Raw genomic sequence first — 26,105 nt, forward strand, 5'->3', positions numbered from 1 at the left:
GCGGCGGCGGACCCCACGGTGGGCGCGGCGCGGGGCGGGTGGCATACGGTCGGGGAGTGGCCCGCACCGAACCCCCTCACCGGCCGACCACCGCGCGCGCGAGCCTGCCCTCGCTGCGCGCCAGCACCCGTCGCGCGATGCGCCCGAGCGGGCCGCCGACCGACGAGATCCCGATCTGGACGACGCCCGACGGCGTCGACGCCTACACGGCGCAGGCCGTCATCGACCTCGCGATGCGCGCCGGCGTCGCGATGATCGCCACGGGCGCGGCGGCTGCCGACGTCACGGCGACGGTGCTGACGCTGACCAAGGCCTACGGCCTGAGCGGCGTGCACGTCGACGTGACGTACACCTCGGTCACCGTGTCCTACCACCGCGGGCCGCACGCCGACCCGATCACCGTCATGCGCATCGTCCGCTTCCGCGTGCAGGACTACACGCGCCTCGAGCGGCTGCGCGGCCTCATCGTCGACCTCTCGCAGGACCCCGTGCCCGTCGACGAGGCCCGGGTGCGCTTCGACGGCCTCATCACCGCCCCGCACCCCTACCGCCGCTGGCTCGTCACCGTCGCCGGCGGCACGCTCGCGGCCGGGGCGGCAGGCCTCGTCGGCGCCGGCCCGTTCATCATCCTGCTCAGCTTCCTCACGGCCACCGTCGTCGGGCGGGTGCTCGGCTGGCTGACCGGCGCCGGTGTGGCTGCCTTCTTCGCCCAGTGCGTCGGCGCGGCGATCCCGACCGGCGTCGCCACCCTCGTCGTCGTCGCGCAGTCGGCCGGGCTCACCGCGGTCGGGGACGTCTCGCCCTCGCTCGTCGTCGCCTCGGGCATCGTGCTGCTCCTCGCCGGGCTCTCGGTCGTCGGCGCGGCGGAGGACGCCCTCGAGGGCTACTACGTGACGGCGGGAGCCCGGGCCTTCGAGGTCGTCGTGCTCTCGCTCGGCATCGCCGTCGGCATCTCCGTCGTGCTCTCGCTCGGCAAGCGGCTCGACTACCCGATCGCCATCGAGTCGCAGACGCAGCTGACCGACGACGTCGTGGTGCAGGTCGTCTGCGCCGTCATCATCGCCGTGTCGTTCGCCGTCATGTCGTACGCCAGCGGCCGCGCGGTCGTCGTGGCCGGCGTCGCGGGCGGGTTCGGGTGGGTCGTGCTCGCGCTGGGGGAGCGGGTGCTGCAGCTCGGCGCCGTCACGGCCTCGGCCACCGCGGCCCTGCTCATCGGCCTCCTCGCCCGGCTCGTCGCCCGCCGGCTCACCATCTCGGCGCTCGCCGTGACGACCGCCGCGATCGTGCCGCTCCTGCCGGGGCGGATGGCCTACCAGGGCATCTCGCAGATCGTCACGAACCCCGACGGCAACGGCTTCGCGCTCGGTGTGCCGGTCCTGCTGCAGGCCTTCGGGCTCGGCCTCGGCCTGGCCGCCGGCGTCTCGCTCGGCACCTACTTCGCCGGGCTGCTCGTCGCGAAGAGCCAGGGCGTGCGCCCCCGGCCCGCCGCCGGAGCCACCCTGCCCACCGACCCCGACCGCGACGCGGTGGGCAGCACCGCGCCGGTGCTCTCCGACACCGGGGAGCTCACCGTCGTCTCGGCCGTCGACGCGTCGACCGACGCGGCCCGCCCGGACGACCCGCTGCGAGCGTGAGCAAGCACACGGCATCCGGCCATGGGCGTATGCCGTGTGCTCGGGCAGGCTGGTAGCGCTCGTCCCAGCGGGGGCGGGCGGGACCGACGCGACGAGGAGCGGCAATGCAGTTCGGGCGCAGCTACGAGCAGTTCGAGGTCGGTGCGGTCTACCGGCACTGGCCCGGCAAGACGGTGACGGAGTACGACGACCACCTCTTCTGCCTGCTGACGATGAACCACCACCCGCTGCACCTCGACACGCACTACGCCGCCGGCTCGACGCAGTTCGGGCAGAACGTCGTCGTCGGCAACTACGTCTACTCGCTGCTGCTCGGCATGTCGGTGCCGGACGTCTCGGGCAAGGCCATCGCCAACCTCGAGGTCGAGTCGCTGCGGCACGTCGCGCCGACCTTCCACGGCGACACGATCTACGGCGAGACGACGGTGCTCGACAAGTGGGAGTCGACCTCGAAGGACGACCGCGGCGTCGTGCACGTCGAGACGATCGGCTACAAGCAGGACGGCACGGTCGTCTGCATCTTCCGGCGCAAGGTCATGGTGCCCAAGGAGAGCTACCTGCAGGCGCGCGGCGGCGAGCAGCCCGGCCGCCCGGAGCCGGTGCCCGACCGCAACTGGCCCGGCCGCGACGCCTGATCCCGCAGACCCGGCCCTCGGTGGAGTTCTGTCGGCACCTGGAGCCGACAGGCCTCCGTCGTCCTCGCAGGTCGCGCGCCTAGGCTGGGCGGGTGAGCCCCGCGGCGCCGGTCATCGACCTGCACACCCACTCGTCGGTCAGCGACGGCACCCAGACGCCGACCGAGCTCGTGGCCGCCGCGGCGGGGGCCGGCGTCGACGTGCTGGCGATCACCGACCACGACACCGTCGCCGGCTGGCCCGAGGCGACGGCGGCGGCACGCCGGCTCGGCGTCACGCTCGTGCGGGGGATCGAGATCTCGTGCACGTGGCGGCACACCTCGGTCCACCTGCTCGGCTACCTCACCGACCCGCAGCACGAGGGGCTCACGGCCGAGCTGGCCCGCGCGCGCGAGTCCCGGGCCACCCGCCTCGAGCGGATGGTCGAGCTCATGACGGCCGACGGCGTGCCGGTGTCCTACGACGAGGTGCTCGCCCAGGTCGCCCCCGGCGCGACGCCCGGCCGGCCGCACATCGCCGACGCCCTCATCGCGAACGGCACGATCGCGCACCGCGACGAGGCGTTCCGCGACTGGCTCGGTGACGACTCGCCCTACTACGTGGGCCACTACGCCCCCGACCCCGTGCGGGCGGTCGGGCTGATCCGCGCGGCGGGCGGCGTGCCCGTCATCGCGCACCCGTTCACCCGCACCCGCGCCGGCGTCCTCGACGACGCCCTCGTCGAGGCGATGCACGACGCCGGGCTCGTCGGTCTCGAGGCGCACCATCGCGACCACGGGCCGGCCGAGGTGGCGCGCGCCGTGTCGCTCGCCGACCGCCTCGGCCTCGTCGTCACCGGCTCGAGCGACTACCACGGGGCGGGCAAGCGCAACCGGCTCGGCGAGAACACGACCACCCCGGAGGCGCTCGCCGCGATCGAGGCGGCCTCGAGCGGGACCACCGCGGTGGTGCGGTCGTGAGCTGGTCCGACCTGACCTCTCCGCCGGCCCCTCCCAGCGCGATGGTCGTCGTGCCCGACCAGCCGGTTCTGCGCCGACGCGCGGGCGGTGTGCACGGCCGGACCGCACCGTCGGCACGGCGCCGTAGGGTGTCGGCGTGACGACGGGACCCTCGCAGCAGGCGACCTTCGCGGGCATGCCCACGCCGCTCTACTCCGGCTCGCCCTCGCGGCTGCTCGCCTGGCTCGACTGCCCGCGCCGCTACCGGATGCAGTACCTCGACCGTCCGCGCCCCGCCGCGCGGGCCCAGCGCGCGCACACCTCGGTCGGCATCGCGACGCACAACGCGCTGCGCGACTTCTGGGACCTGCCGCTCGCCCAGCGCACCCCCGCCGGTGTCGCCGAGCTCGTGCGGTCGTCGTGGATCGACGTCGGGTTCCGCGACCCGGAGCAGTCCGCCGCCTGGCGGCTGCGCGTGCGCGACGCGGTCACCGACTACCTGCGCCGCAGCGACCGCGAGCGCCAGCCCGTCGGCGTCGAGCGGAGCGTCTCGCTCAAGACCGAGCAGATCGCGATCACCGGGCGGGTCGACCGCCTCGACGACCGCGACGGCGAGCTCGTCGTCGTGGACTACAAGACCGGCCGGCAGGTTCCGACCGACGACGACGCCCGCACCTCGCTGCCGCTCGCCCTGTACGCCGTCGCGTCCGCCCGCATGTTCCGCCGGGCGTGCCACCGGGTCGAGCTGCACCACGTGCCCTCGGGCACCGTGGCCGTCCACGAGCACACCGACGACTCCCTCTCGCGCAAGGTGGCCGAGGCCGAGTCCATCGCCGCCGACCTGCGCCGCGCCGACGCCGAGTTCGCGCAGGTGGGCGTCGAGTCGCCCCGCTTCGAGCCGCGCCCCTCGGCGATCTGCGGGTGGTGCGACTTCCGCGCGCACTGCCCCGAGGGCCAGCGGATGGGCCCCGAGAAGTCCGACTGGGCCGGACTCGAGCCGGCCGGCTACGAGTCCGCCGCGGCCGGCACGGCACTGCCCTGACCCCGTCTGCCGGTTCGCTCCCACCGGCCCCCGCGGGTCGCTACGGTCGAGGCATGCCCACCTGGTCGTCGGTGCGCGGGGCCTATGCCCGCGGCGGGCTCCGCGGGGTCGTGACCGCGACCCGTCGCCGGGTCGCGCGCCGGCTCGGGCGGCGACCGGGAGGCGGACGCAGGTCGTCCGCCACCACCACCTCCCCGGACGGGTCGCGTGGGCGCGTCACGGCGGAGACCGTCGACCGCAGTGGGGCGCTCGCCTTCTTCGAGGCGCGCCGCGCCGTCTACGAGGGCCTCGCCGACGCGGTGGCGCCCTTCCTCCCGCGCGACGGGGTGCTGCTCGACGTCGGCGCCAACATCGGCTTCTTCACGCAGGTGCTCACCGAGCGCACCGGCTTCAGGGGCCGCGCACACCTCTTCGAGCCGGTGCCCAACCTCGCCGACCTCTGCGTCGAGACGGCGGCCCGGCTGCCGTGCGCGGTGACCGTGCACCGGGTCGGTCTCGGCGACGCGGACGCGCGCGTGACGATCTTCGTCTCCAGCGACGGCAACCTCGGCTGGAACACCATGGTCGAGCAGAAGGCCCGGGGCAAGCAGATGGCGCCCGTCGAGGTCGAGGTGGCCCGGTTCGACGACCTCGGGCTCGCTGACGTGCCCGACCTCGTCAAGATCGACGTCGAGGGCGCCGAGCACCGGGTGCTGACCGGCATGCTGCCCGCCCTGAGACGGTGGTCGCCGCGTCCGGTCATCCTCTGCGAGGTCGGCTGGGGGAGCGGACACCCCGAGTGGGAGCAGGAGCTCGCGGCCTTCGCCGCCCTCGCCGCCCTCGGCTACGAGACGTGCCACGTCGACGGCGTGCCCCTCGACGTGCGCGACCTCCGGCGCACGACCGACGTCCTGTTCGTGCCGCGTCGGGGCGCCTGACAGACTGTCGGCATGGCGAGCCGCACCCCCTCGAGCCGGCGCACGACCGGCCCCACCGTCCTCGCGCTGGCGAACCAGAAGGGTGGGGTCGCGAAGACGACCTCGGTCGCCAGCCTCGGCGCGGCCTTCGCCGAGCAGGGCCGCCGCGTGCTGCTCGTCGACCTCGACCCGCAGGCCTGCCTCACCTTCTCGCTCGGCGTCGACCCCGACACGGTGGAGCGCTCGGTCCACGACGTGCTGACCGCCGGGGTCGGCCTCGAGGAGGTCGTCGTCGCCTGTGACGACGGGGTCGACCTCGTGCCCTCGACCATCGACCTCGCCGCGGCCGAGGCGATGCTGCTGGCCCGCCCCGGCCGCGAGTACGTGCTGCGCACGGCGCTGGAAGGCCTCGAGACGGCATACGACATCGTGCTGCTCGACTGCTCACCGAGCCTGGGCGTGCTCACCCTCAACGCGCTGACGGCCGCCGACGGGCTCGTCGTGCCGATGCCGTGCGAGATGCTGAGCCACCGCGGCGTCGGGCAGCTGCTCGACACGGTCGCCGACGTGCAGCGGATCCTCAACCGCGACCTCGAGGTGTGGGGGATCCTGCCGACCCTCTTCGACGGTCGCAGCAACCACGCGCGCGAGGTGCTCGCGGACGTCGGCGAGCGCTACGAGCTGCCCGTGCTCGAGCCCCCGATCCCCAAGACGGTGCGTTTTGCCGAGGCTCCCGCGGTGGGTCGCTCGGTGCTGGCGACCGCGCGGACCTCCAAGGGGGCGCAGGCCTACCGCGAGGTCGCCGCTGCCCTGCTCGCGAGGATGTGAGGAGTCTCCCACCGTTCGCCCGGGGCCCCCGGGCGGGAATGAACCTCGTGAGGGCGGCGCTGGACCTGAGAGCGTCGCCACCCACCACGAAGGAGACACCCTCTTGATTTCCACCCCTGCACTGGTCGCACCGAGCGCCGGAGCCGCCTTCGAGGCCCGCACCGTCGAGCACCGCGACCTGCGCGACGACGACGTCCTCATCGACGTCGCCTTCGCCGGCATCTGCCACAGCGACATCCACCAGGTCCGCGAGGAGTGGGGCAGCGCGATCTTCCCCATGGTCCCCGGGCACGAGATCGCCGGTGTCGTCTCGGCCGTCGGTGACGGCGTGACGAAGTACAAGGTCGGCGACCGCGTCGGCGTCGGCTGCATGGTCGACTCGTGCGGCGAGTGCGAGTTCTGCAAGGACGGCGAGGAGCAGTTCTGCTCCAAGGGCGCCGTCATGACCTACAACGGCAAGGGCTACGACGGCGAGCCGACCAAGGGCGGCTACGCCCAGCAGGTCGTCGTCAGCGAGCGCTTCGCCGTCGGCATCCCGGACGGCATCGAACTCGACGTCGCCGCCCCGCTGCTCTGCGCGGGCATCACCGTGTGGTCGCCGCTCAAGCGCTGGGGCGCCGGGCCGGGCAAGAGGGTCGCCGTCATCGGCCTCGGCGGTCTCGGCCACATGGCCGTCAAGCTCGCCGTCGCGCTCGGCGCCGAGGTCAGCGTGCTGAGCCGCAGCGACGCCAAGAAGGAGGACGGCCTCGCCCTGGGTGCCACGGCCTACCACGCCACCGGTGACGAGGGCGTGCTGAAGAGCCTCAAGGGCAGCTTCGACCTCATCATCAACACCGTGAGCGCGGACCTGCCGATGCAGACCTACATCGGCCTGCTGCGCCCGCTCGGCGTCATCGCCAACGTCGGGTTGCCCACGAACAACTACGACTTCGCGCCCGGCGCGGTGGTCGGGGGCAGCCGCGTCGTGGCCGGCTCGAACATCGGCGGCATCCCCGCGACGGCCGAGATGCTCGCGTTCTGCGCCGAGCACGGCATCGGCGCGACGATCGAGAAGATCTCGGCAGACGAGGTCGACGCGGCCTACGACCGCGTCGTCGCCGGCGACGTGCGCTACCGCTTCGTCATCGACACCGCGACGATCAGCGCCTGATCACGCGCCCCGACGGGGCGTGTGCGTGCGGCCGGGTCCCAGCAGGGGCCCGGCCGTCCGTGTGCCCGGGCGGGTCGAGGCCAGAGCGCTGTGAGCCCCTTCAGCCCCGTCAGCCACGTCAGCGACGGCTGGGGTCGGCTGTGGTCTCGCCCGCCGCGTGGCCGACCGCCCCGTCGGAGGCGTGGCGGGACGGAACAGGACCCGGGCCCCGGCCACGTGTGCCGGGACCCGGGTCCTGTGGTCGCCCAGTGCTCAGCGGGCGGTGCTCAGCGGTAGGTGCTCAGCGATCGGTGCGGGCTCGCCCCGGACGTCACTCGGCCGCGGTGGACGCCGTGGCGCCCTCGCGCCCGGAGCCGCCCCGACGGCGTCGGCGCGGGCGGCGCGAGCCACCCTCGCCCGCGGGCGCTGCGTCCGGCGCGGCGGCCGGGGACTCGTCGCCCCCGGTCGACTCCGCCGAGCCGGCCGCTCCGGCGGCGGCCGCACCGCTGCCACGGGTGCGGCGGCGGTTGCGGTTGCGGCGCGGGCGGCTCTCGCCGCTCTCGGGGGCCCCGCCCTCGCCGGCCTCGGCCGTCGCGTCGGCGCCGTCCGAGCCGCCACGGCCACGGTCGGAGCGCGTGCGCCCGCGATCGCCGCGGTCGCCGCGGTCGCCGCGGTCGCCACGTCCGGACCCGGCTCCGGCGCCGGACTTGCCGTGGCGCTTGCCGGTCTCGCCGAGGTCCTCGATCTCCTCCGCCGCGAGGCCCGCGAGCTTCTGCTGCGAGCGGCGCAGGCGGCCCTTGGCGTCGGTGGGGATGTCGAGGTCGGTGTAGAGGTGGTCGGAGCTGGAGTAGGTCTCCTGCGGCTCGGGGATGCCGAGGTCGAGCGTCTTGTTGATGAGCGTCCAGCGGTGCAGGTCGTCCCAGTCGACGAAGGTGACGGCCACACCGGTGTTGCCGGCGCGGGCCGTGCGACCGATGCGGTGCAGGTAGGTCTTCTCGTCCTCGGGGCACTGGTAGTTGATGACGTGCGTGACGTTCTCGACGTCGATGCCGCGGGCCGCGACGTCGGTGGCGACGAGGATGTCGACCTTGCCGTTGCGGAAGGCGCGCAGCGCCTGCTCGCGGGCACCCTGGCCGAGGTCGCCGTGGATCGCGGCGGCCGCGAAGCCGCGCTCGACGAGCTCGTCGGCGACCTTGGCCGCCGTGCGCTTCGTGCGGCTGAAGATGATCGTCAGGCCGCGGCCGTTGGCCTGCAGCATGCGCGAGAGCATCTCGACCTTGTCCATGGCGTGCGCGCGGTAGACGAACTGCTCGACGGCCTTGACGGTGTGGGCGTTCTCGTTCTCGTCGCCCATGGCGCGGATGTGCGTCGGCTGGGACATGTAGCGGCGGGCCAGCGCGACGATGGCGCCCGGCATGGTGGCCGAGAAGAGCATCGTCTGGCGCGACGCGGGCGTCAGCGACATCAGCGTCTCGACGTCGGGCAGGAAGCCGAGGTCGAGCATCTCGTCGGCCTCGTCGAGCACGACGGTACGTGCCTGCGACAGGTCGAGGTGGCCCTGCTTGGCGAGGTCGATGAGTCGACCGGGCGTGCCGACGACGACCTCGACGCCGGTGCGCAGCGCCTCGATCTGGGGCTCGTACGCGCGGCCGCCGTAGACGGTCAGCACGCGGATGCCGCGACCGCGGCCGGCGCGCTCGAGGTCGCCCGCGACCTGCACGGCGAGCTCGCGGGTGGGCGCCACGGCGAGGGCCTGCGGCTTGCCGGGACGGGCCTGCCCGTCGAAGCCCTCGTCACCGGGGGCCACGACGCGGTTGAGCATGGGCACGCCGAAGCCGAGCGTCTTGCCCGTGCCGGTCTTGGCCTGGCCGATGATGTCGTGGCCGCCGAGGGCGACGGGCAGCGTCATGGCCTGGATCGGGAACGGGGTGGTGATGCCCGCGGCGGCGAGCGAGGCGACGATCTCGGGGTGGACGTCGAAGTCGGCGAAGGTCAGGTCGGGCTCGACGGCCGCGGCGACGTCCGCGGTCTCGGGCACGTCGGGCGTGTCGAGGGCGGCGGTGGTCGTGGCCTCCGCCTGGGCGGAGGTCTCGGAAGTCTGGGTCATGGGCATCTCTCGATCGGCACGAGCACCCCGGAGGACGGGAGCTCAGTGGCGTGACGGGCCGATCGGAGACTGTCAGGACGGTGGGGGGCTCTCGCGTGAGCGTGGGCTCCACCGGTGCGCGGGGACTCCGCGAGCACCATCTGGAAAAACCATCGGGCCGACCGGGCACCGGGTTGTCCTCCACAGTCTACCGGCAAGGTGGCCGCCGACCCGAACTCCGTCACTAGATTGGGCCCATGAGCGACGACGTGACCGCCGGGGCCGACGACCACCTTCGCGGGGGCACGGGCGGCGAGCCGGGCTATCTCGCCGCCGTCACCGACCTGCTCGGCGCCCTCGCCTACGGCGAGCTGCGCGCCTTCTCCCAGCTCGCCAAGGACGCCGACCTCGCCCCGAGCCTGCGCCACAAGTCCGCCATCGCCGTGCTCGCCGCGCACGAGCTGAAGAACTACTCCGTGCTCACCGAGCGGCTGCAGGGCCTCGGCGTGGCGCCCGAGACGGCCATGGAGCCGTTCGTGCCCGCCATCGACGCCTTCCACGAGCGCACGACCGCCTCCGACTTCCTCGAGGGCCTCGTCAAGGCCTACGTCGGCGAGGGCATCGCGCAGGACTTCTACCGCGAGATCTCGCGCTACGTCGACGACGACACCCGGGCCCTCGTCGTCAGCGTGCTCGAGGACACCGGCCAGGCCGACTTCGCCGTGACGGTGGTGCGCGAGGCGATCGCGGCCGAGCCGCGCCTCGCCGGTCGGCTCGCCCTCTGGGGGCGACGGCTCGTGGGGGAGGCGATCACCCAGGCGCAGCGTGTCGGCGTCGAGCGCGACGCCCTCGCGAGCATCCTCGTCGGCGCCCCGGGCCGGGCGGGCGCCGACCTCGCCGAGCTCGGCCGGATGTTCGCCCGTCTCACCGACGAGCACTCCCGCCGCATGGAGCGGCTCGGGCTGTCGGCCTGACCCGGCGGGCCCGGGCGGGACCCCGGAACGGGACCGGCGAGGGGACGCGGAAGGGCCCGACCGTGGCGGTCGGGCCCTTCGACGTGACAGGTGGTGCGGTGTCGGTCAGACCGACTTCTTCGAGATCCGGCCGTAGCCGACGATCCCGACCGCGGCGAGGATGGCGCTGACGATCCAGTACCACCAGCGCACGCCGCCGTTGTCGTTGCCGTAGCCGAAGATGCCGCCGAGGATCAGCGTGGCCACGAGCGAGGCGACGATGCCGATGACGATCGTCATGACGATGGAGATGTTCTGCTTGCCCGGCAGGATGAGCCGGCCGAGGGCGCCGATGATGAGGCCGGCGACGATGGCCCCGATGATGGTTCCGATCATGTGTCACAGCTCCTTCTGGTCACGGAGGGTGACCGCTGGGTCCGCGGGTGCGGACGTCTCGTGCAACGAGATCAAATGTCCCACCGCGTGTGGCGGGAGTGGTGGATGTGGTGGTGGTGATTTCTCGCGAGGTGGTCGCGTCGGTGACCGACGCGTCGACTCAGCGGGTCTGGCGGTTGCCCGTGATCATCCCGTAGCCGACGATGAGGGCTGCCGCCACGACGACCCCGATGAGTCCGGAGATCCAGTCGATGCCGTCCGAGTCCTGCACGCCGGTCGCCTTGTAGTAGATGAGCGCCCCGAGGAGCGACCCGACGGCGCCGAGCACGACCGTCAGCACGACGCCCATGCTCTGCCGGCCCGGCAGCACCAGCCGAGCGAGCGGTCCAACGACCGCCCCGGCCACGAGTGCCATGAGGATGGTGGTGAGCATCTGGAACGCGTCCTCCTTCAGGTCCCGCCTCGCGGGTGACGGCGTCGCGGTGGTCCCGCGACGCTCTCGGCAGGCTCGTACCCGTCAGGACCTCCCGACGCACACCTGACCCGAGACGCACGAGGGCCGCCGACCTCGCAGGCCGACGACCCTCGTGCGTCGCAGGACGGATGCCGTTGCGGCAGCGTCCTGCTCACCGTCAGCTGGCGCCGAACCCGACGCCGCCCTTGCGCTCCGCGCCCGTCGTGACGTAACCGATCGAGGCGGACGGCACGATGATGCGGCCGCCCTTGTCGTCGGTCAGCTCGAGGACGTCGGCTCCGAGCGCCGTCTTGACGGCGGCGAAGATCTCGTCGGTGGACTGCGTCGTCTCGAACGTGATCTCGCGTGCCACGTTCTGCACGCCGATGCGGACCTCCACGTCAAACCTGCTTTCTGCGTTCGGGGTGGACGCGGTCGACCGCGCCCGTCGTCACCTTAACCAGCGTCGCTGCCGACCGATTCCCGCGCGGTGTCCCCGGGCCGCTCGGTGTCCCCGTGGTCGGCGCGGCCGACGAGGGGGAAGGCGCCGAAGCCACGGCGGATGAGCGCGGCCGTGATGCGGACGGCCGTCTCCTTGGACACCGTCGCCTCGTGGGTCAGCCAGTGCCGGGCCGAGGTCTGGGCCAGGCCGACGAACGCCACGCCGACGAGCACGGCCTCCTCCTGCTCCATGGAGGTCTCGCTGCGGATGATCTCGGCCATCGCCTCGGCGCAGGTGAGGTCGATCTGGTCGAGACGACGACGCACCTCCGGCTCGTTGGCGAGGTCGGACTCGAAGATGAGCCGGAAGGCGGCGCCCTCCTGGCCGACGAAGTCGAAGTAGGCGCGGGTCATCGTGTTGATGCGCGCCTTGTTGTCGGAGAGCGCGAGGGCGTCGCGGACGAGCTGCTCGAGCTCGCCCGTGTGCTGGTCGATGAGGGCGAGGTAGAGCTCGAGCTTGCCGGGGAAGTGCTGGTAGAGCACGGGTTTCGAGACCCCGGCGCGACCGGCGATGTCGTCCATGGCCGCCGCGTGGTAGCCGTTCTCGACGAAGACGCCGAGCGCCGCGTCGAGCAGCTGCGCGCGCCGCTCGGATCGGGGCAGCCGCTGGCCGCGGGCCGTCGGGGTGGTCTGCTCTGCCATGCGGATCCTCTTCGAAGCGTGGGCGTGGTGCTCGTGCGGTCCAGCCGTCCACCCGCCGACGACCGTGTCCACCTCACCATACCGAGCAGTACGGTGAGGACATGTCGACGGATCCGCTGGTCAAGACGGGTCGGGCGCTCAGCAAGGCCGAGACGACGCGCTACGCCCGCCACGTGCTGCTGCCCGACGTCGGGCGCGAGGGGCAGGAGCGTCTCGCCGCGGCCCGCGTGCTCGTCGTCGGAGCGGGTGGGCTCGGCTCGCCGGCCCTGCTCTACCTCGCCGCGGCCGGCGTCGGCACCATCGGCGTGGTCGACGCCGACGTCGTCGACCTGACGAACCTGCACCGCCAGGTGATCCACTCCGACGCCGACATCGGTCGCCCCAAGACCGAGTCCGCCGAGGCCGCCGTGCACCGCGTCAACCCGCACGTCGAGGTCGTGCGTCACGACGTGGCGCTCGACTCCTCCAACGCGCTCGGGATCGTCGCCGGCTACGACCTCGTCGTCGACGGCACCGACAACTTCCCGACGCGCTACCTCGTCAACGACGCGTGCGTCCTGCTCGGCAAGCCGCACGTCTGGGGCTCGATCCTCCGCTTCGACGGGCAGGTGTCGGTCTGGTGGGCCGGCCACGGGCCCTGCTACCGCTGCGTCTTCCCCGACCCGCCGCCTCCCGGGTCGGTGCCGAGCTGCGCGGAGGGCGGCGTGCTCGGCGTGCTCTGCGCGGCCATCGGGTCGATCCAGTCGACGGAGGCGATCAAGCTCCTCCTCGGCATCGGCGAGCCGCTCGTCGGGCGGCTCATGGTGCACGACGCGCTCCGCCAGACCTGGGACTCGCTCACCGTCCGGGCCGACCCGCAGTGCCCGGTCTGCGGCGAGGATCCGACCGTCACGGAGCTCGTCGACTACGTCGAGTTCTGCGGCGTCCCCGGCGCCGCGACCGCCCACGAGGGCGACCTGCCGAGCGTCACCGTGCTCGAGATGGTCGACGAGCTCGCGGCCCCGCAGCCGCCCCTGCTCGTCGACGTGCGCGGCGAGGAGGAGCGCTCCATCGCGTCGATCCCCGGCGCGGTGCCCATCCACCTCGACCGCTTCCGTTCTGGCGAGGCGTTCGGTGAGCTGCCCACGGACAGAAGGGTGCTCATCCACTGCAAGGTCGGCGGACGTTCCGCGGAGGCGACGCGACTGGCCCTGCGCGCGGGCTTCACCGACGTCGCGAACGTCGAGGGCGGCATACTCGCGTACCTGCGGGAGGTCGACCCGAGCCAGCCCGAGTACTGAGAGGATCGCCGTGCCGCTGGAGGACCACGCCGGGCGCGTGCTCGACCTCGTCGCGACGATCCCCGAGGGGAGGGTGCTCGCCTACGGCGACATCGCCGGGCACCTGGGCGGCATGGGGCCGCGCACGGTGGGCACGGTGATGAGCCGCTACGGCTCCGAGGTGCCGTGGTGGCGCGTCATCCGGTCGGACGGACGCCCGCCGCAGGGCCTCGAGGACGAGGCGCTCGAGCACTGGCGGGCCGAGGGCACGCCCATGGTGCGCGGGCTCGTCGCGGGTGGGCGCGCCGACATGTCCCGCGCCCGCTGGGACCTCGGCGGGGCCGCGGCGACGTCCGCGCCGGCCGGCGTGACCGGCGGGGGCGACCCGGCCCGGCGTGGTGGGCTCCACCACGTGGAGATCTGGGTCGACGACATCGCTGCCGCCAAGCGCGAGTGGGGCTGGCTCCTCGCGCGGCTCGGCTACCACCTGGGCGACGACTGGGGCCACGGCCAGGCCTGGGAGCTCGGCTCGCTCTACGTGGTCGTCGAGGCCGGCCCCGACATCGTCGCGGGCCGCCACGAGCGCACGCGCGCAGGCCTGAACCACCTGGCCTTCCACGGCGGTTCGCGGGTCGAGGTCGACGCGCTCGTCGACGCCTGCGGCGCCGGAGGGTGGACCCTGATGTTCCCCGACACGCACCCGTATGCCGGTGGGTCGCAGCACTATGCCGCCTACCTCGAGAGCGGGGAGGGCTTCGAGGTGGAGCTCGTCGCGGAGGATCCCGGGGCGGCGCGCTAGTCGCCGCGGGTCCGTCGACCGGCCCGACGGTCGGCCCGCCGGTCGGACCGGCGGGCGCGCCCGCGTTCGACCCCTCGGGGGTACGGGCGGTCGGGGTGCAGGAGGACGTCGTCGACGATCCGCGGGAGCTGCGCGAGCCGGCGGTGGCGCTGCTGCTCCTTCCACCGCTCGTGCACGCGGGCGCGGTCCTCGAGGTCGAGCCGCGCGAGCACCTGCTCGACGGCGGCGAGGATCGAGCCCCGGAGCAGCCACGACGACGCGTCCTCGCGGGCCCGCACGAGGATGAGCTCGGTGAGGATGGCCTGCGTCTCACGCAGGATGTCGAGGCTCTGCGCGAGCGCCTGCTCGGTGTCCTCCTCGCGCCCGTCGGCCTCGGCGAGCACGAGCCCGGCGAACGCGCGCACGCACTCGGCCGTGTCGGTCAGGACGACCCCGAACGCCTGCCGCAGCTCGTCGCCGTAGGGGTCGTCGGGCGCGTCGCGGGGAGGCAGCTCTGCGAGGAGCACCGCGAAGAGCGCCCGGATGGCGAGCAGGCAGTGCTCGAACGTGTCGAGGGCCGAGGACAGCACCGGCCCGACGTCGAGCGTGCCCAGGGCGCGCGGGTTGAAGCGGCGGCTGTCGTCGAGGCGGCGGATGGCCTCGGTGGCCCGGGCCACCTCGCGGTTCGCCGACCGCACCCGGTCGATCCAGTCGCCCACGTCGCGACGGCTCAGTGGTCCCGAGGCGAGCGCCTGGGCGGCCGCGCCGAGGGCGGAGGCGGCGGCCTCCGAGACGCGCAGCAGCGCCTGGCGGGCCGCCGCGATCGGCATGGCGGGCGGGTAGAGCAGGTTGAAGGCGACCCCGACGGCAGCGCCGACGAGCGTGTTGACGATGCGCGTCTCGGACGCGATGTCGTGGTTGCTGACGCCGAGGATGAGCATCGCGCTGATCGGCGTCTCGAGCGCCTGGTCGCCGAGCCGGAGCACCTTGGCGAGCAGCAGCGAGGCGGCGATCGCGGCGGCGAGGCTCCACCACGTGAGCCCGCTCCACGTGGAGAGCAGGGTCGCCACGAGGATGCCGCAGAGGACGGCGCCGACGCGCACCGTGCCCATCTTGATCGTCGAGTAGGCCGAGGCCTGGACGACGAGCAGGGCCGTCAGCGGGCCGGTGAGGTCGAGGGTGCCGCCCGTGACGGCCTGCGAGAGCAGGTAGGCCAGCACCGCCGCGGCCGTGAGGCGCAGCACGGTGGCCAGGGTGGGCCGCACACGGGCCGGGACCTCGCCCCACCGGGAGGGCCGGCTCGGCCAGGCCCACGTGGCCAGCTGGTCCCACGTCGGGACGCCGGTGCGCTTCGCTCGTGCCATCGCTGCCCCCGGAGTGCTGCGCTCGAGGCGGTCCGTCGGGCGGCCGGCCCGACCCCGACGCGGCCACCCCCGTCCCAGGCCGTCTCCTCGCATCGTACGAGGCGAGACCCCGCTCCGGCAGGTGGACCCGTCGGCCCACGGTCCCGGCGAGTCCACCCACAAGACTTGATTTGTTCCAGAAAGATCGGAAGACTCGCGGCATGAGCGGTACGGACCTGGAGACGGCGCTGCGCGGCTCCGGCCTGCGGGTGACGCGCCAGCGCGTGGCCGTGCTCTCCGTGCTCCACGACCACCCGCACACCGACACCGACACGGTGATCCGCCGGGTGCGGGCGGTGGCGGGCGACGTGTCGCACCAGGCCGTCTACGACGTGCTGCGGGCCCTCACCGACGCCGGGCTGGTGCGCCGCATCCAGCCGACCGGCTCCGTCGCCCGCTACGAGGTGCGCGTCGGCGACAACCACCACCACGTCGTGTGCCGTTCCTGCGGCGCCATCGCCGACGTCGACTGCGCGGTCGGCGACGCCCCCTGCCTCACGGCATCCGACAGCGGTGGATTCGTGATCGACGAGGCCGAGGTGACGTACTGGGGCACCTGCCCGGCCTGCCGGAGCACCCTCGACCGCCTCGACGGACCTCCGGCCGCACCGGCCCCGACACCCCACCGAACCGACCGACCCGTACGTGACCCCGAGTGACACCCGGAAGGACCCATCCATGACCGACAGCCCGAACGACGTCGCACCCGAGAGCCCCCAGGGGGTGGACCGCAAGGCCGAGGGCGGCTGCCCGGTCATGCACGACTCCGCGACCGCGAGCGGCAGCGAGAGCGAGAACCCGGCGATCGACGCGCCCACCCCGAAGTCCGGCGGTCGCCCGCACGGCCTCAAGGACTGGTGGCCGGACTCGCTCGACCTCACGGTGCTGCGCGCCCACTCGCCGCGGAGCAACCCGCTCGGCGCCGACTTCGACTACGCCGCGGCGTTCTCGCAGCTCGACCTCGACGCCCTCAAGCAGGACGTCGTCGACGTGCTGCACGACTCCCAGGACTGGTGGCCCGCCGACTTCGGCCACTACGGCGGCCTCTTCATCCGCCTGAGCTGGCACGCGGCCGGCACGTACCGCATCTACGACGGCCGTGGCGGCGCGGGCGACGGCGCCCAGCGCTTCGCCCCCCTCAACAGCTGGCCCGACAACGCCAACCTCGACAAGGCCCGCCGCCTGCTGTGGCCGGTCAAGCAGAAGTACGGCCAGAAGATCTCGTGGGCCGACCTGCTCGTCCTCGCCGGCAACGTCGCGCTCGAGGACATGGGCTTCGAGACGTTCGGCTTCGGCTTCGGCCGCCGCGACGTGTGGGAGCCGGAGGAGATCTTCTGGGGGCCGGAGGACACCTGGCTGGGCGACGAGCGGTACGCGGGCGACCGTGAGCTCGACGAGGTGCTCGGTGCCGTCCAGATGGGGCTCATCTACGTCAACCCCGAGGGCCCCAACGGCAACCCCGACCCCGTCGCCTCGGCGCGCGACATCCGCGACACGTTCGCGCGCATGGCGATGAACGACGAGGAGACCGTCGCCCTCATCGCCGGCGGCCACACCTTCGGCAAGACCCACGGCGCCGGCGACCCCGACCTCGTCGGTCGCGAGCCCGAGGCCGCCCCGCTCGAGCAGCAGGGCCTCGGTTGGAAGAGCGAGTTCGGTTCCGGCAAGGGCGCGGACGCCATCACCTCCGGCCTCGAGGTGACGTGGACCCGCACCCCGGTGCGCTGGAGCAACGACTACTTCGAGTTCCTCTTCGCCCACGAGTGGGAGCTGGAGAAGAGCCCGGCCGGCGCCCACCAGTGGGTGGCCAAGGACGCCGAGGCCGTCATCCCCGGCCCGACGCCGGAGTCGCCGAAGCGCCGGCCGACGATGCTGACGAGCGACCTCGCGCTCCGGTTCGACCCGGAGTACGAGAAGATCTCGCGCCGCTTCCTCGAGCACCCCGACGAGTTCGCGCTGGCCTTCGCCAAGGCCTGGTACAAGCTGCTCCACCGCGACATGGGCCCGGTCTCGCGCTACCTCGGCCCGTGGGTGCCGGAGCCGCAGCTGTGGCAGGACCCCGTGCCGCCCGTGGAGGGTCAGCTCGTCTCCGACGCCGACGTCGCGACGCTCAAGGAGAAGGTGCTCGCCTCCGGCCTGTCGGTGAGCCAGCTCGTCTCCACGGCGTGGGCCTCGGCCGCGACGTTCCGCTCCACCGACAAGCGCGGTGGAGCCAACGGCGCCCGCATCCGCCTCGAGCCGCAGCGCGGCTGGACGGTCAACCAGCCCGAGCAGCTGGCATCCGTGCTGGAGACGCTCGAGGGCGTCCAGCGTGACTTCAACGCCGCCGGTGGCGCCCAGGTGTCCCTCGCGGACCTCATCGTGCTCGCCGGCTCGGCCGCCGTCGAGAAGGCCGCGGGCGACGCCGGCGTGCCCGTCACGGTGCCGTTCCACGCCGGTCGCACCGACGCCACCCAGGAGCAGACCGACGTCGAGTCCTTCGCCGTGCTCGAGCCGCGCGCCGACGGCTTCCGCAACTACCTGCGGGAGGGCGTCAAGCTGCAGCCGGAGACGCTCCTCGTCGACCGGGCGTACATGCTCGGCCTCTCGGCCCCCGAGATGACGGTGCTCGTGGGCGGGCTGCGTGCCCTCGGCACCAATGTCGGCGGCACGGCGCACGGCGTGCTCACCGACCGTCCCGGCGTGCTGACCAACGACTTCTTCACCAACCTGCTGTCCGCGGGCACGCAGTGGAAGGCGTCGGCCACCGAGGAGAACGTCTACGACATCCGCGACGTGAAGTCGGGCGAGCTGCGGTGGACCGCGACCCCGGTCGACCTCGTCTTCGGCTCGAACTCCCAGCTGCGTGCGCTCTCCGAGGTGTACGCGAGCTCCGACGCGACGGAGAAGTTCGTCCACGACTTCGTCGCCGCGTGGACGAAGGTCATGGAGGCAGACCGCTTCGACCTGTCGTGAGCTGAGCACGCCGATCGGGCCCGGGACGAGCAGGTATGCCGTCCCGGGCCCGACGCGCGCCCGCGGGCCCTCGGCGGGGCTGGGCCCGAGATCCCCGCGCTCACCGCCGCAACGTGCAGGCGAAGTCGCTCGCGCGCCGGGCGCGCAGCGGGACCGACGGCACGAGGTCGCCCGCGTCGAGCAGGCGCACCACCTCGGCCCGCGGGAGCACGAGTCCCTCGGCGACGAGCCGCACCGGCCGCACGGGGATGCGTGCGGTGAAGCGCACCCGCACGTCGGCGCAGACGGCGGGATCGCGGTGCTGCGGCGGGCCGGTGTCGAGCCGCCAGGCACCGTCCCAGCCGAGAGCGATGCGGTTGCGCCGCCCGGACGGTCCCGTCCTGCAGCACCGCCGGTCGTGCGGAAGCGGTCCCCGGTGCACGCGTGGCACCAACGGACGACCCTGGGCAGGCAGGTGGGCACGACGGCCCAGTGAGTGGGCACGGAGAGGCACCGGTTTCCTGTGAGGAGTTCGAAGGCAGAAGGAGCACGACGCGCGGGCGCCGTACGACGGTTCAGCGGTCGAGGGGTCTCACAGGAGGTGCATCGGCAGGTCCTCGGGACGCAGGGGCTGGGGCAGCAGCACCGTAGCCACGTCGGCCACCCGGGCTCCACCCCTTTTCCGTCGCTGCCGGGCGGCGGTCGCGGCGGTCGCGGGTGTCGGCGGGTGTCGGCAGGTGTCGGCAGGGCGTGATGGAATCCGGAGGTGGTCATCCTGCGTCGCGCTCCTGCCCTCGCCCCGGCGACGGTGCGCCTCGACGAGCGCCAGCAGGCCGCCCTCGACTCGCGGGCGCGCGTGCTGCGCGTGCTCGGCGGCCCGGGCACGGGCACCTCGACGCTCGCCGTCGAGCTCGTCGTCGACGCGGTGCGGCGGCAGGGGCTGCGCGCCGACTCGTGCCTCGTGCTCACGTCGAGCCGCAGCGCGGCCGCCCGCCTGCGCCAGGACGTCACGGCGCGTCTCGGCGGCACCTCGACGGAGTCGCTCGCCCGCACCTGGCAGGCGTTCGGCTTCGGGGTGCTCCGGGCCGAGGCCGCGCTTCGCGGCGACCCGCCGCCGCGGCTGCTCAACGGCCCCGAGCAGGACGTCATCCTGCGCGACCTGCTCGCCGGGCACGCGGCCGGCGACGTGCCCGGGCCGGCGTGGCCCGCGGGGCTGCACGAGGCGCTGACGACGCGGGGCTTCCGCAACGAGCTGCGCGACCTGCTGATGCGTGCGGTCGAGCTGGGGCAGGGGCCCGACGAGCTCGACCGGCTGGCCACGGAGCACTCCCGCCCGGAGTGGGCTGCGGCCGCCCACGTGCTGCGCGAGTACGACCAGGTCACCGCGTTCAGCCGTCACGGGTCCTACGACCCGGCCTGGGTGCTGACCGCCGTCGCCGAGCTTCTCGACGACGACCCCACGGCGCTCGACCGGCTCAACGAACGCATCCGCCTCGTCGTCGTCGACGACGCCCAGGAGCTGACGTCCGCCGCCGCACGGCTGCTGCGCGTCGTCGCGCGGCCCGGCGGTCCGCGCATCGTGCTGCTCGGTGACCCGGACGCCGCCGTGCAGACCTTCCGCGGCGCCGACCCCCGCTTCCTCGCCGACGGCTGGACCGAGCTGGCGACAGCGGGCCGCGACCCCCGGCTCGCCGGGGGCCTCTTCGACCTGCTCGACGACACCGACGACAGCGAGACCGTCGTGCTCGACCGCGGGCACCGCTTCGGCGCGGCGCTCGCCGGGGTCGCCGACCGGGTCTCGCGGCGCATCGGCGCCCTCGGCGGCGGCGAGCAGCGCCGGTTCGTCCCGGCAGCACCCGGTGGACCGGCGTCCGACCGGGGCTCGGTGGAGGTCGCGCTGCTGCGGTCGGCCGCCCAGGAGACCGCGCACGTGGCGGCCGTGCTGCGTCGCGCGCACCTCGTGGAGGGCCTGCCGTGGACCGACATGGCCGTCGTGGTGCGCGGCTCGGCCCGCGCCGACACGATGCGTCGGCTGCTCGGCCAGGCGGGCGTGCCGGTCGAGGCCGGCTCCGCGGAGGCACCGGTCCGCGACGAGAGCGCGGTGCGACCGCTGCTCGTGCTGCTCGAGGAGGCCATCGCCGTCGCGCGCGCCGAGCACCGCGGCGACGTCCACGCGCTCGACCCCGTGCGCGCGACCGACCTCGTCCTGTCACCCGTCGGCGGCTCCGACACCGTGGCCCTGCGACGGCTCCGACGGTCGTTGCGTCAGGACGAGCTCGCCTCGGGCGGTGGGCGATCCAGCGACGAGCTGCTGGCGGAGCTGCTGCAGCACCCGGCCCGCGCCGCGCTGCTCGGCAGCACCGCCCGTCCGGCGGCCCGTGTGGCCGCAGCGCTCGCGGCCGGGGTGGCCGCGGCCCGCGTCGCCGACGACGGGAGGTGGGCGCGCGGCGTCACGGCCGAGTCGGTGCTGTGGGCGATCTGGGAGGGCGCCGGCGTGGCCGAGGGGTGGCGTCGGCAGGCCCTCGCGGGCGGAACCTCGGGCGAGCGGGCCGACCGCGACCTCGACGCCGTCCTCGCGCTCTTCGATGCCGCGGGCGCCTTCGTCGACCGGCTGCCGACGGCGGGACCCGACAAGTTCCTCGAGCACATCCAGGGCCAGGACGTGCCGGGCGACACCCTGCTCGTCGGCGGCCAGTCCGGTGGGCGGGTCGCCCTGCTCACGCCCCAGACCGCGGCCGGCCGCGAGTGGCGGCTCGTCGTCGTCGCCGGCGTGCAGGAGGGCGTCTGGCCCGACCTGCGGCTGCGCGGCTCGGTGCTCGGCTCGGAAGACCTCGTCGACGTCGTGGCCCGGCGCCCGCTGGGCTTCCGCGCCGCGCAGGCCGCCGTGCGCTACGACGAGACCCGCCTCTTCCTCGTCGCCGTCACCCGGGCGACGGAGCGGCTGCTCGTCACCGCGGTCGGCAACGAGGACGAGCAGCCATCGGTCTACCTCGACCTCGTCGACCCGCCCGCGACGACCCGCCTCGCCGACGAGGTGCGCCCCCACGCCGAGGTGGCGCGCACGATGACGCTGCCGGGACTCGTCGGCGAGCTGCGCCGCGAGGTCGTGAGCCCCGACCCCGGCGTGGCCGAGCCCGCCCTCAACCTGCTCGCCGCGGCCGCGCGCGCCGGCGTGCGCGGCGCAGACCCCGCGACGTGGTGGGCCCTGCGTCCGGTGACGAGCGACCGGCCGGTGCGCCGCCCCGACGAGCCCGTGCCGGTGTCGCCGTCGAAGGTCACCTACTTCTCCGAGTGCGGGCTGCGCTGGTTCCTCACCTCGGTCGGCGGCGAGGGCGTGTCGCTCGGGGCCGCGTCGGTCGGCACCTTCGTGCACGACATCGTGGCCGAGCTGCCCGACGCGCCGCTCGACGTGCTGCACCGTGAGGTCGACGAGCGCTGGGGTCGGCTGGGGCTGCGCCCGGGGTGGGTCACCGAGCGCACGCGCGGGGAGGCACACGACATGGTGGCCCGCTTCGCGGCCTACCGCGACGGGAGCGCGGGGGAGTGGGAGCCCGTCGGCATCGAGACCCCCTTCCGCGTCGAGGTGGGGCGCGCAGTCGTGGCGGGGCGCGTCGACCGCATCGAGCGCGACGCCGAGGGTGGGCTGCGGATCGTCGACCTCAAGACCGGCAAGTCGAAGCCCACGCGCGCCGAGCTCGCCGAGCACGGCCAGCTCGGCGCCTACCAGGTCGCGGTCGAGGAGGGTGGCTTCGGCGACCTCGGGGACCGCAGCGCGGGTGCCGCGCTCGTCTTCATCGGCAAGGGCGGCCTCTCCGGGCTCAAGCCGGGGGTCCTGCCGCAACCGCCGCTGGCCCGCAGCGACGACCCGGGATGGGCCCGCACCCTCGTCGAGCAGACGGCCGAGGGCATGGGCGGCGCGCAGTTCCGGGCGTCGCAGGGCAAGGCGTGCGAGACGTGCCCGGTGCGCTCGTCCTGCCCGGTCCAGCCCGAGGGAGACGCCCTGTGAGCGCCGGGACCGTCGGCGTCGCAGGCGCCGCCGCAGGGTCGCCGTCGGCGTCCAGGTCGCCGGAGTCACAGGGGTCCCCCGGGTCGCCCGGGTCGCCGGGGTCGCTCCCGCAGCACAGCGCCCTCGACATCGCGGCGGCGCTCGAGATGCCGCCGCCCACCGACGAGCAGGCGGCCGTCATCGAGGCCGGCGCCCGCCCGCTCCTCGTCGTCGCGGGGGCGGGCTCGGGCAAGACCGAGACGATGGCCGCCCGCGTCGTCTGGCTCGTCGCGAACGGCCTCGTCGATCCCGACCAGGTGCTCGGCCTCACCTTCACGCGCAAGGCCGCGGCCGAGCTGTCCCAGCGCATCGCCAAGCGCCTGCGTGGGCTCGAGCGCGCCGGCATCTGGACGCCGCCCGCCGACGACGGCACGGGCGCCGAGGTGCTGGGCGGCACGCCGACCGTCTCGACCTACCACGCGTATGCCGGCCGCCTCGTGCGCGAGCACGCCCTGCGCGTCGGCATCGAGCCGGAGTTCCGGGTGCTGACGGAGGCCGGGGCGTGGCAGCTGGCGGCCGAGGCCGTCTCGCGCTGGGACGGGCCGATGGACGACGTCGTCAAGAGCGAGGCGACGGTCATCCAGGCCGTCATGGCGCTCGCCGGTGAGATGGCCGAGCACGTGCGCACGCCCGGCGAGGTGGCCGAGCACCTGGACGCCGTGCTCGAACGCCTCGACGCCCTGCCCGACGGTGAGGGCCGGGGCTCGCTCACGGCCGCCCGCGACGCCGTGGCCGTGCTGCGCGAACGGCGCACCGTGCTGCCCATCGTCGACGCCTTCCTCGCCCTCAAGCGGGAGCGCGAGTCGCTCGACTTCGCCGACCAGATGGCGATCGCGGCCCGCCTCACCCGGGCGGTGCCCGCGGTGGGAGACATCGAGCGCGAGCGGTTCCGAGCCGTGCTGCTCGACGAGTTCCAGGACACCTCGGAGGCCCAGCTCGAGCTGCTGCGCTCGCTCTTCCACCACCCGGGGGTCGCGCTGACGGCGGTCGGCGATCCCAACCAGTCCATCTACGGCTGGCGAGGGGCGAGCGCGACCACCCTGCTGCGCTTCCCGACCGAGTTCGCGGGGGAGCAGGGCCCGGCCGACGTGCTGCCGCTGTCGACGAGCTGGCGCAACGACCGGCTCGTCCTCGAGGCCGCGAACGTCGTCGCCGCGCCGCTCGCCACCGAGCACGTCGTGCCGCTGCGGGCCCGGCCCGGCGCGGGCGAGGGGACGATCGAGACGGCGCGGCTCGACACCGCCGAGGCGGAGGCCGACCACCTCGCCGCGTGGGTGGCCGGGCACTGGTTCAGCCCGAGCGGCCGCCGCACGGGCCGCAGCGCGGCGGTGCTGTGCCGGCGGCGCTCGAGCTTCCCCCTCGTGCTCGAGGCGCTGCGCCGGCGCGCACTGCCGGTCGAGGTCGTCGGGCTGGGCGGGCTCCTCGTCACCCCGGAGGTGAGCGACCTCGTCGCGGCCCTCTGGGTCGTGCAGGACCCGACGCGCGGCGACCAGCTGATGCGCCTGCTCACCGGGCCCGTCCTGCGTCTGGGCGCAGCCGACCTCGCCGGGCTGTGGGCGTGGGCGCGGGAGCTGCACGCGCGAGCCACCCGTGCGGCCACGCCCGCCCCGGCGGAGGCCGCCGGCGACCCGGCGCCCGCGGACGCGGGCACGCCCCCGACGGGCCCTGGCGCGGCGGGGGCGAGCGCCGCGGGAGACGGTGACGGTGTCGCGACCGGCGACACGGAGGCGGTGACGGCCGACGCGTCGTGCGACCGGCACGGCTCCGACCTCGCGGCCGACAGCGCCGACACGGCCACCCTCGTCGAGGCCCTCGACGACCTGCCGCGGCCGGGCTGGGTGGGGCGCGACGGCGCGGGCATCGGCGACGAGGCGCTCGCCCGCCTGCACGGCCTCGGCGAGGTCGTGCGGCGCCTGCGCCGCCTGACGGCCCTGCCGCTCGTCGACCTCGTGGCCGAGGCCGAGGTCGCCATCGGCCTCGACGTCGAGGTGCTCTCGCGCGCCGAGCACACCGCGTCGACCGCACGCGTGCACCTCGATGCCTTCGCGGACGTCGCTGCGCGGTACGCCACGAGCGCCGACCGCCCCACCCTCTCGGGCTTCCTCAGCTGGCTCGACGCCGCGCGCGACCAGGAGCGCGGGCTCGATGCGGGCCACGTCGAGTCGGACGCCGACGCGGTGCAGGTGCTCACCGTCCACGCCGCCAAGGGCCTCGAGTGGGACGTCGTCGCGGTGCCGACCCTCGTCGAGGGCGTCTTCCCGGCCCACGGTGCGACCGCGGTGGCGCCCGTCGCCGACAGCGACCCACCCGCCTACGCCTGCGCGGGTGAGGTCAAGGACAAGGGGTGGCTCGTCGGGCTCGACTCGCTGCCCTACGACCTGCGCGGCGACCGGGCGGGGCTGCCGCACCTGGACTGGCGCGGCGTCCCGGACCGCAAGGCCCTGGGCGTCGCCATCGAGGCGTTCGTGCGCGACGGCGGCCGGCACGCCGTGGCCGAGGAGCGCCGGCTGGCCTACGTGGCGCTGACCCGGGCGCGCACCGCCATGCTGCTGACGACGCACCTGTGGGGCGCGTCCAAGAAGACGCTCTCCGTGCCGTCACGCTTCCTCGGCGAGGTGGAGGCCGCGCTGCCCCACACGGTGCGGCGCACGGTGTGGGCACCCGACCCCGAGCCGGTGGTCGACGCCAAGGGCAAGGCGTCCGCGCCCTCGAACCCCCACCTCGCCGTGCCCGTCTCGCAGCTGTGGCCCCACGACCCGATGGGCGAGCGGCGCTCGGGCCTGCTCGAGGCGCACCGTCGCGTGTCGGCCCTCGTCGAGGCGGGACCGACCGTGCCGCGCGGGGACCCACGAGTCGACGACCTGCGGCTGCTGCTCGCGGAACAGGCCGCCCGTCGGTCGCGCGGCGAGCCGGTGGTCGACGTGCCACGGCACCTCTCCGCCTCCGCGGTGGTGTCGCTCGCCCGCGACGCCGAGGCGTTCGCGATGTCGCTACGCCGCCCGATGCCCAGCGCTCCCGCGGTCGCGGCGCGGCAGGGCACCGCTTTCCACGCGTGGGTGGAGGAGCACTTCGCCCGCGCCGCGATCGTCGACCTCTTCGACCTGCCGGGCAGCGCCGACGAGGGGGCCGCCGACGACGCCGACCTCGACGCGATGAAGCAGCGCTTCCTCGACAGCGAGTGGGCCGACCGCAGGCCCGACGAGGTCGAGCTGTCGATCGAGACCGTCATCGACGGGATCGCCGTCCGCGGCCGCGTCGACGCGGTGTTCCCGCGCGACGACGGCGGGTGGACCGTCGTCGACTGGAAGACCGGCGCCCGTCCCACCGGCCAGGACGCCCGGGTCCGCGCGCTGCAGCTCGGGGCGTATGCCGTCGCCTTCGCCCGGCTGCGCGGGGTGGACGCCGCGCTCGTCGACGCGGCCTTCTACTACGCGGGGGAGGGCGTGACCGTGCGCCCCGACCTGCCGGGCGAGGCCGCGCTCGTCGACCTGCTCCGGACCCTCCCCGACTGACCACCCGTCGAGTGGGCACGGCCCGTCGACGAGGTGGGCG

The 26,105-nt window shown here is 74.3% G+C and carries 21 protein-coding genes; 14 read left to right on the forward strand and 7 right to left on the reverse strand.

All coding sequences use genetic code 11. The annotated features are described in order from the left end of the window. Window positions 1-56 precede the first annotated feature (56 nt). From ABD979_RS10735 to ABD979_RS10765, 7 genes are all read left to right on the forward strand, one after another. Entirely contained in the window at window positions 57-1,634 is a 1,578-nt protein-coding gene (locus ABD979_RS10735) for a threonine/serine exporter family protein (protein WP_345507454.1), read from the forward strand. A gap of 104 nt (window positions 1,635-1,738) precedes the next feature. After that, window positions 1,739-2,269, forward strand: a complete 531-nt coding sequence (locus ABD979_RS10740) for a MaoC family dehydratase (RefSeq protein ID WP_345507455.1) — start codon at window positions 1,739-1,741, stop codon at window positions 2,267-2,269. 92 nt (window positions 2,270-2,361) lie between these two features. Then, entirely contained in the window at window positions 2,362-3,228 is an 867-nt protein-coding gene (locus tag ABD979_RS10745; RefSeq protein ID WP_345507456.1) for a PHP domain-containing protein, read from the forward strand. A gap of 136 nt (window positions 3,229-3,364) precedes the next feature. Beyond that, window positions 3,365-4,249 (forward strand): RecB family exonuclease, encoded by an 885-nt coding sequence (locus ABD979_RS10750; protein WP_345507457.1) that lies wholly within the window; start codon window positions 3,365-3,367, stop codon window positions 4,247-4,249. Between the two features lie 53 nt (window positions 4,250-4,302). After that, a complete protein-coding gene (locus tag ABD979_RS10755) occupies window positions 4,303-5,166 on the forward strand; it encodes an FkbM family methyltransferase (RefSeq protein ID WP_345507458.1) in 864 nt (287 codons plus the stop codon). A gap of 12 nt (window positions 5,167-5,178) precedes the next feature. After that, the gene (locus ABD979_RS10760) at window positions 5,179-5,973 is read left to right on the forward strand and encodes a ParA family protein (protein WP_345507459.1); all 795 of its coding nucleotides are present in this window, start codon (window positions 5,179-5,181) and stop codon (window positions 5,971-5,973) included. Window positions 5,974-6,076: 103 nt separating this feature from the next. Further along, window positions 6,077-7,123 (forward strand): NAD(P)-dependent alcohol dehydrogenase, encoded by a 1,047-nt coding sequence (locus ABD979_RS10765; protein ID WP_345507460.1) that lies wholly within the window; start codon window positions 6,077-6,079, stop codon window positions 7,121-7,123. 310 nt (window positions 7,124-7,433) lie between these two features. Here the strand turns inward: ABD979_RS10765 and ABD979_RS10770 are convergent, their stop codons facing one another. Beyond that, entirely contained in the window at window positions 7,434-9,209 is a 1,776-nt protein-coding gene (locus tag ABD979_RS10770; RefSeq protein WP_345507461.1) for a DEAD/DEAH box helicase, read from the reverse strand. 236 nt (window positions 9,210-9,445) lie between these two features. Between ABD979_RS10770 and ABD979_RS10775 the strand changes: the two genes are divergently transcribed. Continuing rightward, window positions 9,446-10,162, forward strand: coding sequence for a ferritin-like fold-containing protein (locus ABD979_RS10775; RefSeq protein ID WP_345507462.1), 717 nt, complete (start codon window positions 9,446-9,448; stop codon window positions 10,160-10,162). Window positions 10,163-10,267: 105 nt separating this feature from the next. On the opposite strand, the gene ABD979_RS10780 is transcribed toward ABD979_RS10775, so the two are convergent. From ABD979_RS10780 to ABD979_RS10795, 4 genes are all read right to left on the reverse strand, one after another. Beyond that, a complete protein-coding gene (locus ABD979_RS10780; protein WP_345507463.1) occupies window positions 10,268-10,537 on the reverse strand; it encodes a GlsB/YeaQ/YmgE family stress response membrane protein in 270 nt (89 codons plus the stop codon). Window positions 10,538-10,697: 160 nt separating this feature from the next. Further along, the gene (locus ABD979_RS10785; RefSeq protein WP_345507464.1) at window positions 10,698-10,970 is read right to left on the reverse strand and encodes a GlsB/YeaQ/YmgE family stress response membrane protein; all 273 of its coding nucleotides are present in this window, start codon (window positions 10,968-10,970) and stop codon (window positions 10,698-10,700) included. A 199-nt stretch (window positions 10,971-11,169) separates the two neighbouring features. Beyond that, window positions 11,170-11,391, reverse strand: coding sequence for a DUF3107 domain-containing protein (locus tag ABD979_RS10790; RefSeq protein WP_345507465.1), 222 nt, complete (start codon window positions 11,389-11,391; stop codon window positions 11,170-11,172). A 56-nt stretch (window positions 11,392-11,447) separates the two neighbouring features. Beyond that, window positions 11,448-12,134, reverse strand: a complete 687-nt coding sequence (locus tag ABD979_RS10795; RefSeq protein WP_345507466.1) for a TetR/AcrR family transcriptional regulator — start codon at window positions 12,132-12,134, stop codon at window positions 11,448-11,450. A gap of 101 nt (window positions 12,135-12,235) precedes the next feature. On the opposite strand from ABD979_RS10795, the gene moeB reads away from it, so the two are divergent. Continuing rightward, complete coding sequence (gene moeB, locus ABD979_RS10800; RefSeq protein WP_345507467.1) at window positions 12,236-13,414, forward strand: molybdopterin-synthase adenylyltransferase MoeB; 1,179 nt, start codon at window positions 12,236-12,238, stop codon at window positions 13,412-13,414. Window positions 13,415-13,424: 10 nt separating this feature from the next. After that, window positions 13,425-14,192, forward strand: a complete 768-nt coding sequence (locus tag ABD979_RS10805) for an MGMT family protein (protein ID WP_345507468.1) — start codon at window positions 13,425-13,427, stop codon at window positions 14,190-14,192. On the opposite strand, the gene ABD979_RS10810 is transcribed toward ABD979_RS10805, so the two are convergent. Then, window positions 14,189-15,535, reverse strand: coding sequence for an FUSC family protein (locus ABD979_RS10810; protein ID WP_345507469.1), 1,347 nt, complete (start codon window positions 15,533-15,535; stop codon window positions 14,189-14,191). The two genes, ABD979_RS10805 and ABD979_RS10810, sit on opposite strands and share 4 nt — an antisense overlap. Before the next feature lie 200 nt (window positions 15,536-15,735). Between ABD979_RS10810 and ABD979_RS10815 the strand changes: the two genes are divergently transcribed. Next, window positions 15,736-16,233, forward strand: a complete 498-nt coding sequence (locus tag ABD979_RS10815) for a Fur family transcriptional regulator (protein WP_345507470.1) — start codon at window positions 15,736-15,738, stop codon at window positions 16,231-16,233. 19 nt (window positions 16,234-16,252) lie between these two features. Then, complete coding sequence (katG, locus tag ABD979_RS10820; RefSeq protein ID WP_345507471.1) at window positions 16,253-18,529, forward strand: catalase/peroxidase HPI; 2,277 nt, start codon at window positions 16,253-16,255, stop codon at window positions 18,527-18,529. A gap of 100 nt (window positions 18,530-18,629) precedes the next feature. Here katG and ABD979_RS10825 read toward each other — a convergent pair whose 3' ends face one another. Further along, window positions 18,630-18,950, reverse strand: a complete 321-nt coding sequence (locus ABD979_RS10825) for a DUF1062 domain-containing protein (RefSeq protein WP_345507472.1) — start codon at window positions 18,948-18,950, stop codon at window positions 18,630-18,632. 324 nt (window positions 18,951-19,274) lie between these two features. Between ABD979_RS10825 and ABD979_RS10830 the strand changes: the two genes are divergently transcribed. Both ABD979_RS10830 and ABD979_RS10835 read left to right on the forward strand, forming a co-directional pair. Beyond that, entirely contained in the window at window positions 19,275-22,514 is a 3,240-nt protein-coding gene (locus ABD979_RS10830; RefSeq protein ID WP_345507473.1) for an ATP-dependent helicase, read from the forward strand. Then, window positions 22,511-26,065, forward strand: a complete 3,555-nt coding sequence (locus ABD979_RS10835; protein ID WP_345507474.1) for an ATP-dependent helicase — start codon at window positions 22,511-22,513, stop codon at window positions 26,063-26,065. The genes ABD979_RS10830 and ABD979_RS10835 overlap by 4 nt, the downstream gene beginning before the upstream one ends. Window positions 26,066-26,105: the final 40 nt, after the last annotated feature.

The organism is Terrabacter aeriphilus (assembly GCF_039542985.1).
Lineage (GTDB): Bacteria > Actinomycetota > Actinomycetes > Actinomycetales > Dermatophilaceae > Terrabacter > Terrabacter aeriphilus.

Bases quoted from the DNA above. Each gene is read 5' to 3' on its own strand.
- ABD979_RS10740 (WP_345507455.1), top strand. From the start codon at position 1,739: ATGCAGTTCGGGCGCAGCTACGAGCAGTTCGAGGTCGGTGCGGTCTAC.
- ABD979_RS10785 (WP_345507464.1), bottom strand. From the start codon at position 10,970: ATGCTCACCACCATCCTCATGGCACTCGTGGCCGGGGCGGTCGTTGGA.
- katG (WP_345507471.1), top strand. From the start codon at position 16,253: ATGACCGACAGCCCGAACGACGTCGCACCCGAGAGCCCCCAGGGGGTG.
- moeB (WP_345507467.1), top strand. From the start codon at position 12,236: ATGTCGACGGATCCGCTGGTCAAGACGGGTCGGGCGCTCAGCAAGGCC.
- ABD979_RS10775 (WP_345507462.1), top strand. From the start codon at position 9,446: ATGAGCGACGACGTGACCGCCGGGGCCGACGACCACCTTCGCGGGGGC.
- ABD979_RS10755 (WP_345507458.1), top strand. From the start codon at position 4,303: ATGCCCACCTGGTCGTCGGTGCGCGGGGCCTATGCCCGCGGCGGGCTC.
- ABD979_RS10780 (WP_345507463.1), bottom strand. From the start codon at position 10,537: ATGATCGGAACCATCATCGGGGCCATCGTCGCCGGCCTCATCATCGGC.
- ABD979_RS10810 (WP_345507469.1), bottom strand. From the start codon at position 15,535: ATGGCACGAGCGAAGCGCACCGGCGTCCCGACGTGGGACCAGCTGGCC.
- ABD979_RS10795 (WP_345507466.1), bottom strand. From the start codon at position 12,134: ATGGCAGAGCAGACCACCCCGACGGCCCGCGGCCAGCGGCTGCCCCGA.
- ABD979_RS10770 (WP_345507461.1), bottom strand. From the start codon at position 9,209: ATGACCCAGACTTCCGAGACCTCCGCCCAGGCGGAGGCCACGACCACC.
- ABD979_RS10815 (WP_345507470.1), top strand. From the start codon at position 15,736: ATGAGCGGTACGGACCTGGAGACGGCGCTGCGCGGCTCCGGCCTGCGG.
- ABD979_RS10760 (WP_345507459.1), top strand. From the start codon at position 5,179: ATGGCGAGCCGCACCCCCTCGAGCCGGCGCACGACCGGCCCCACCGTC.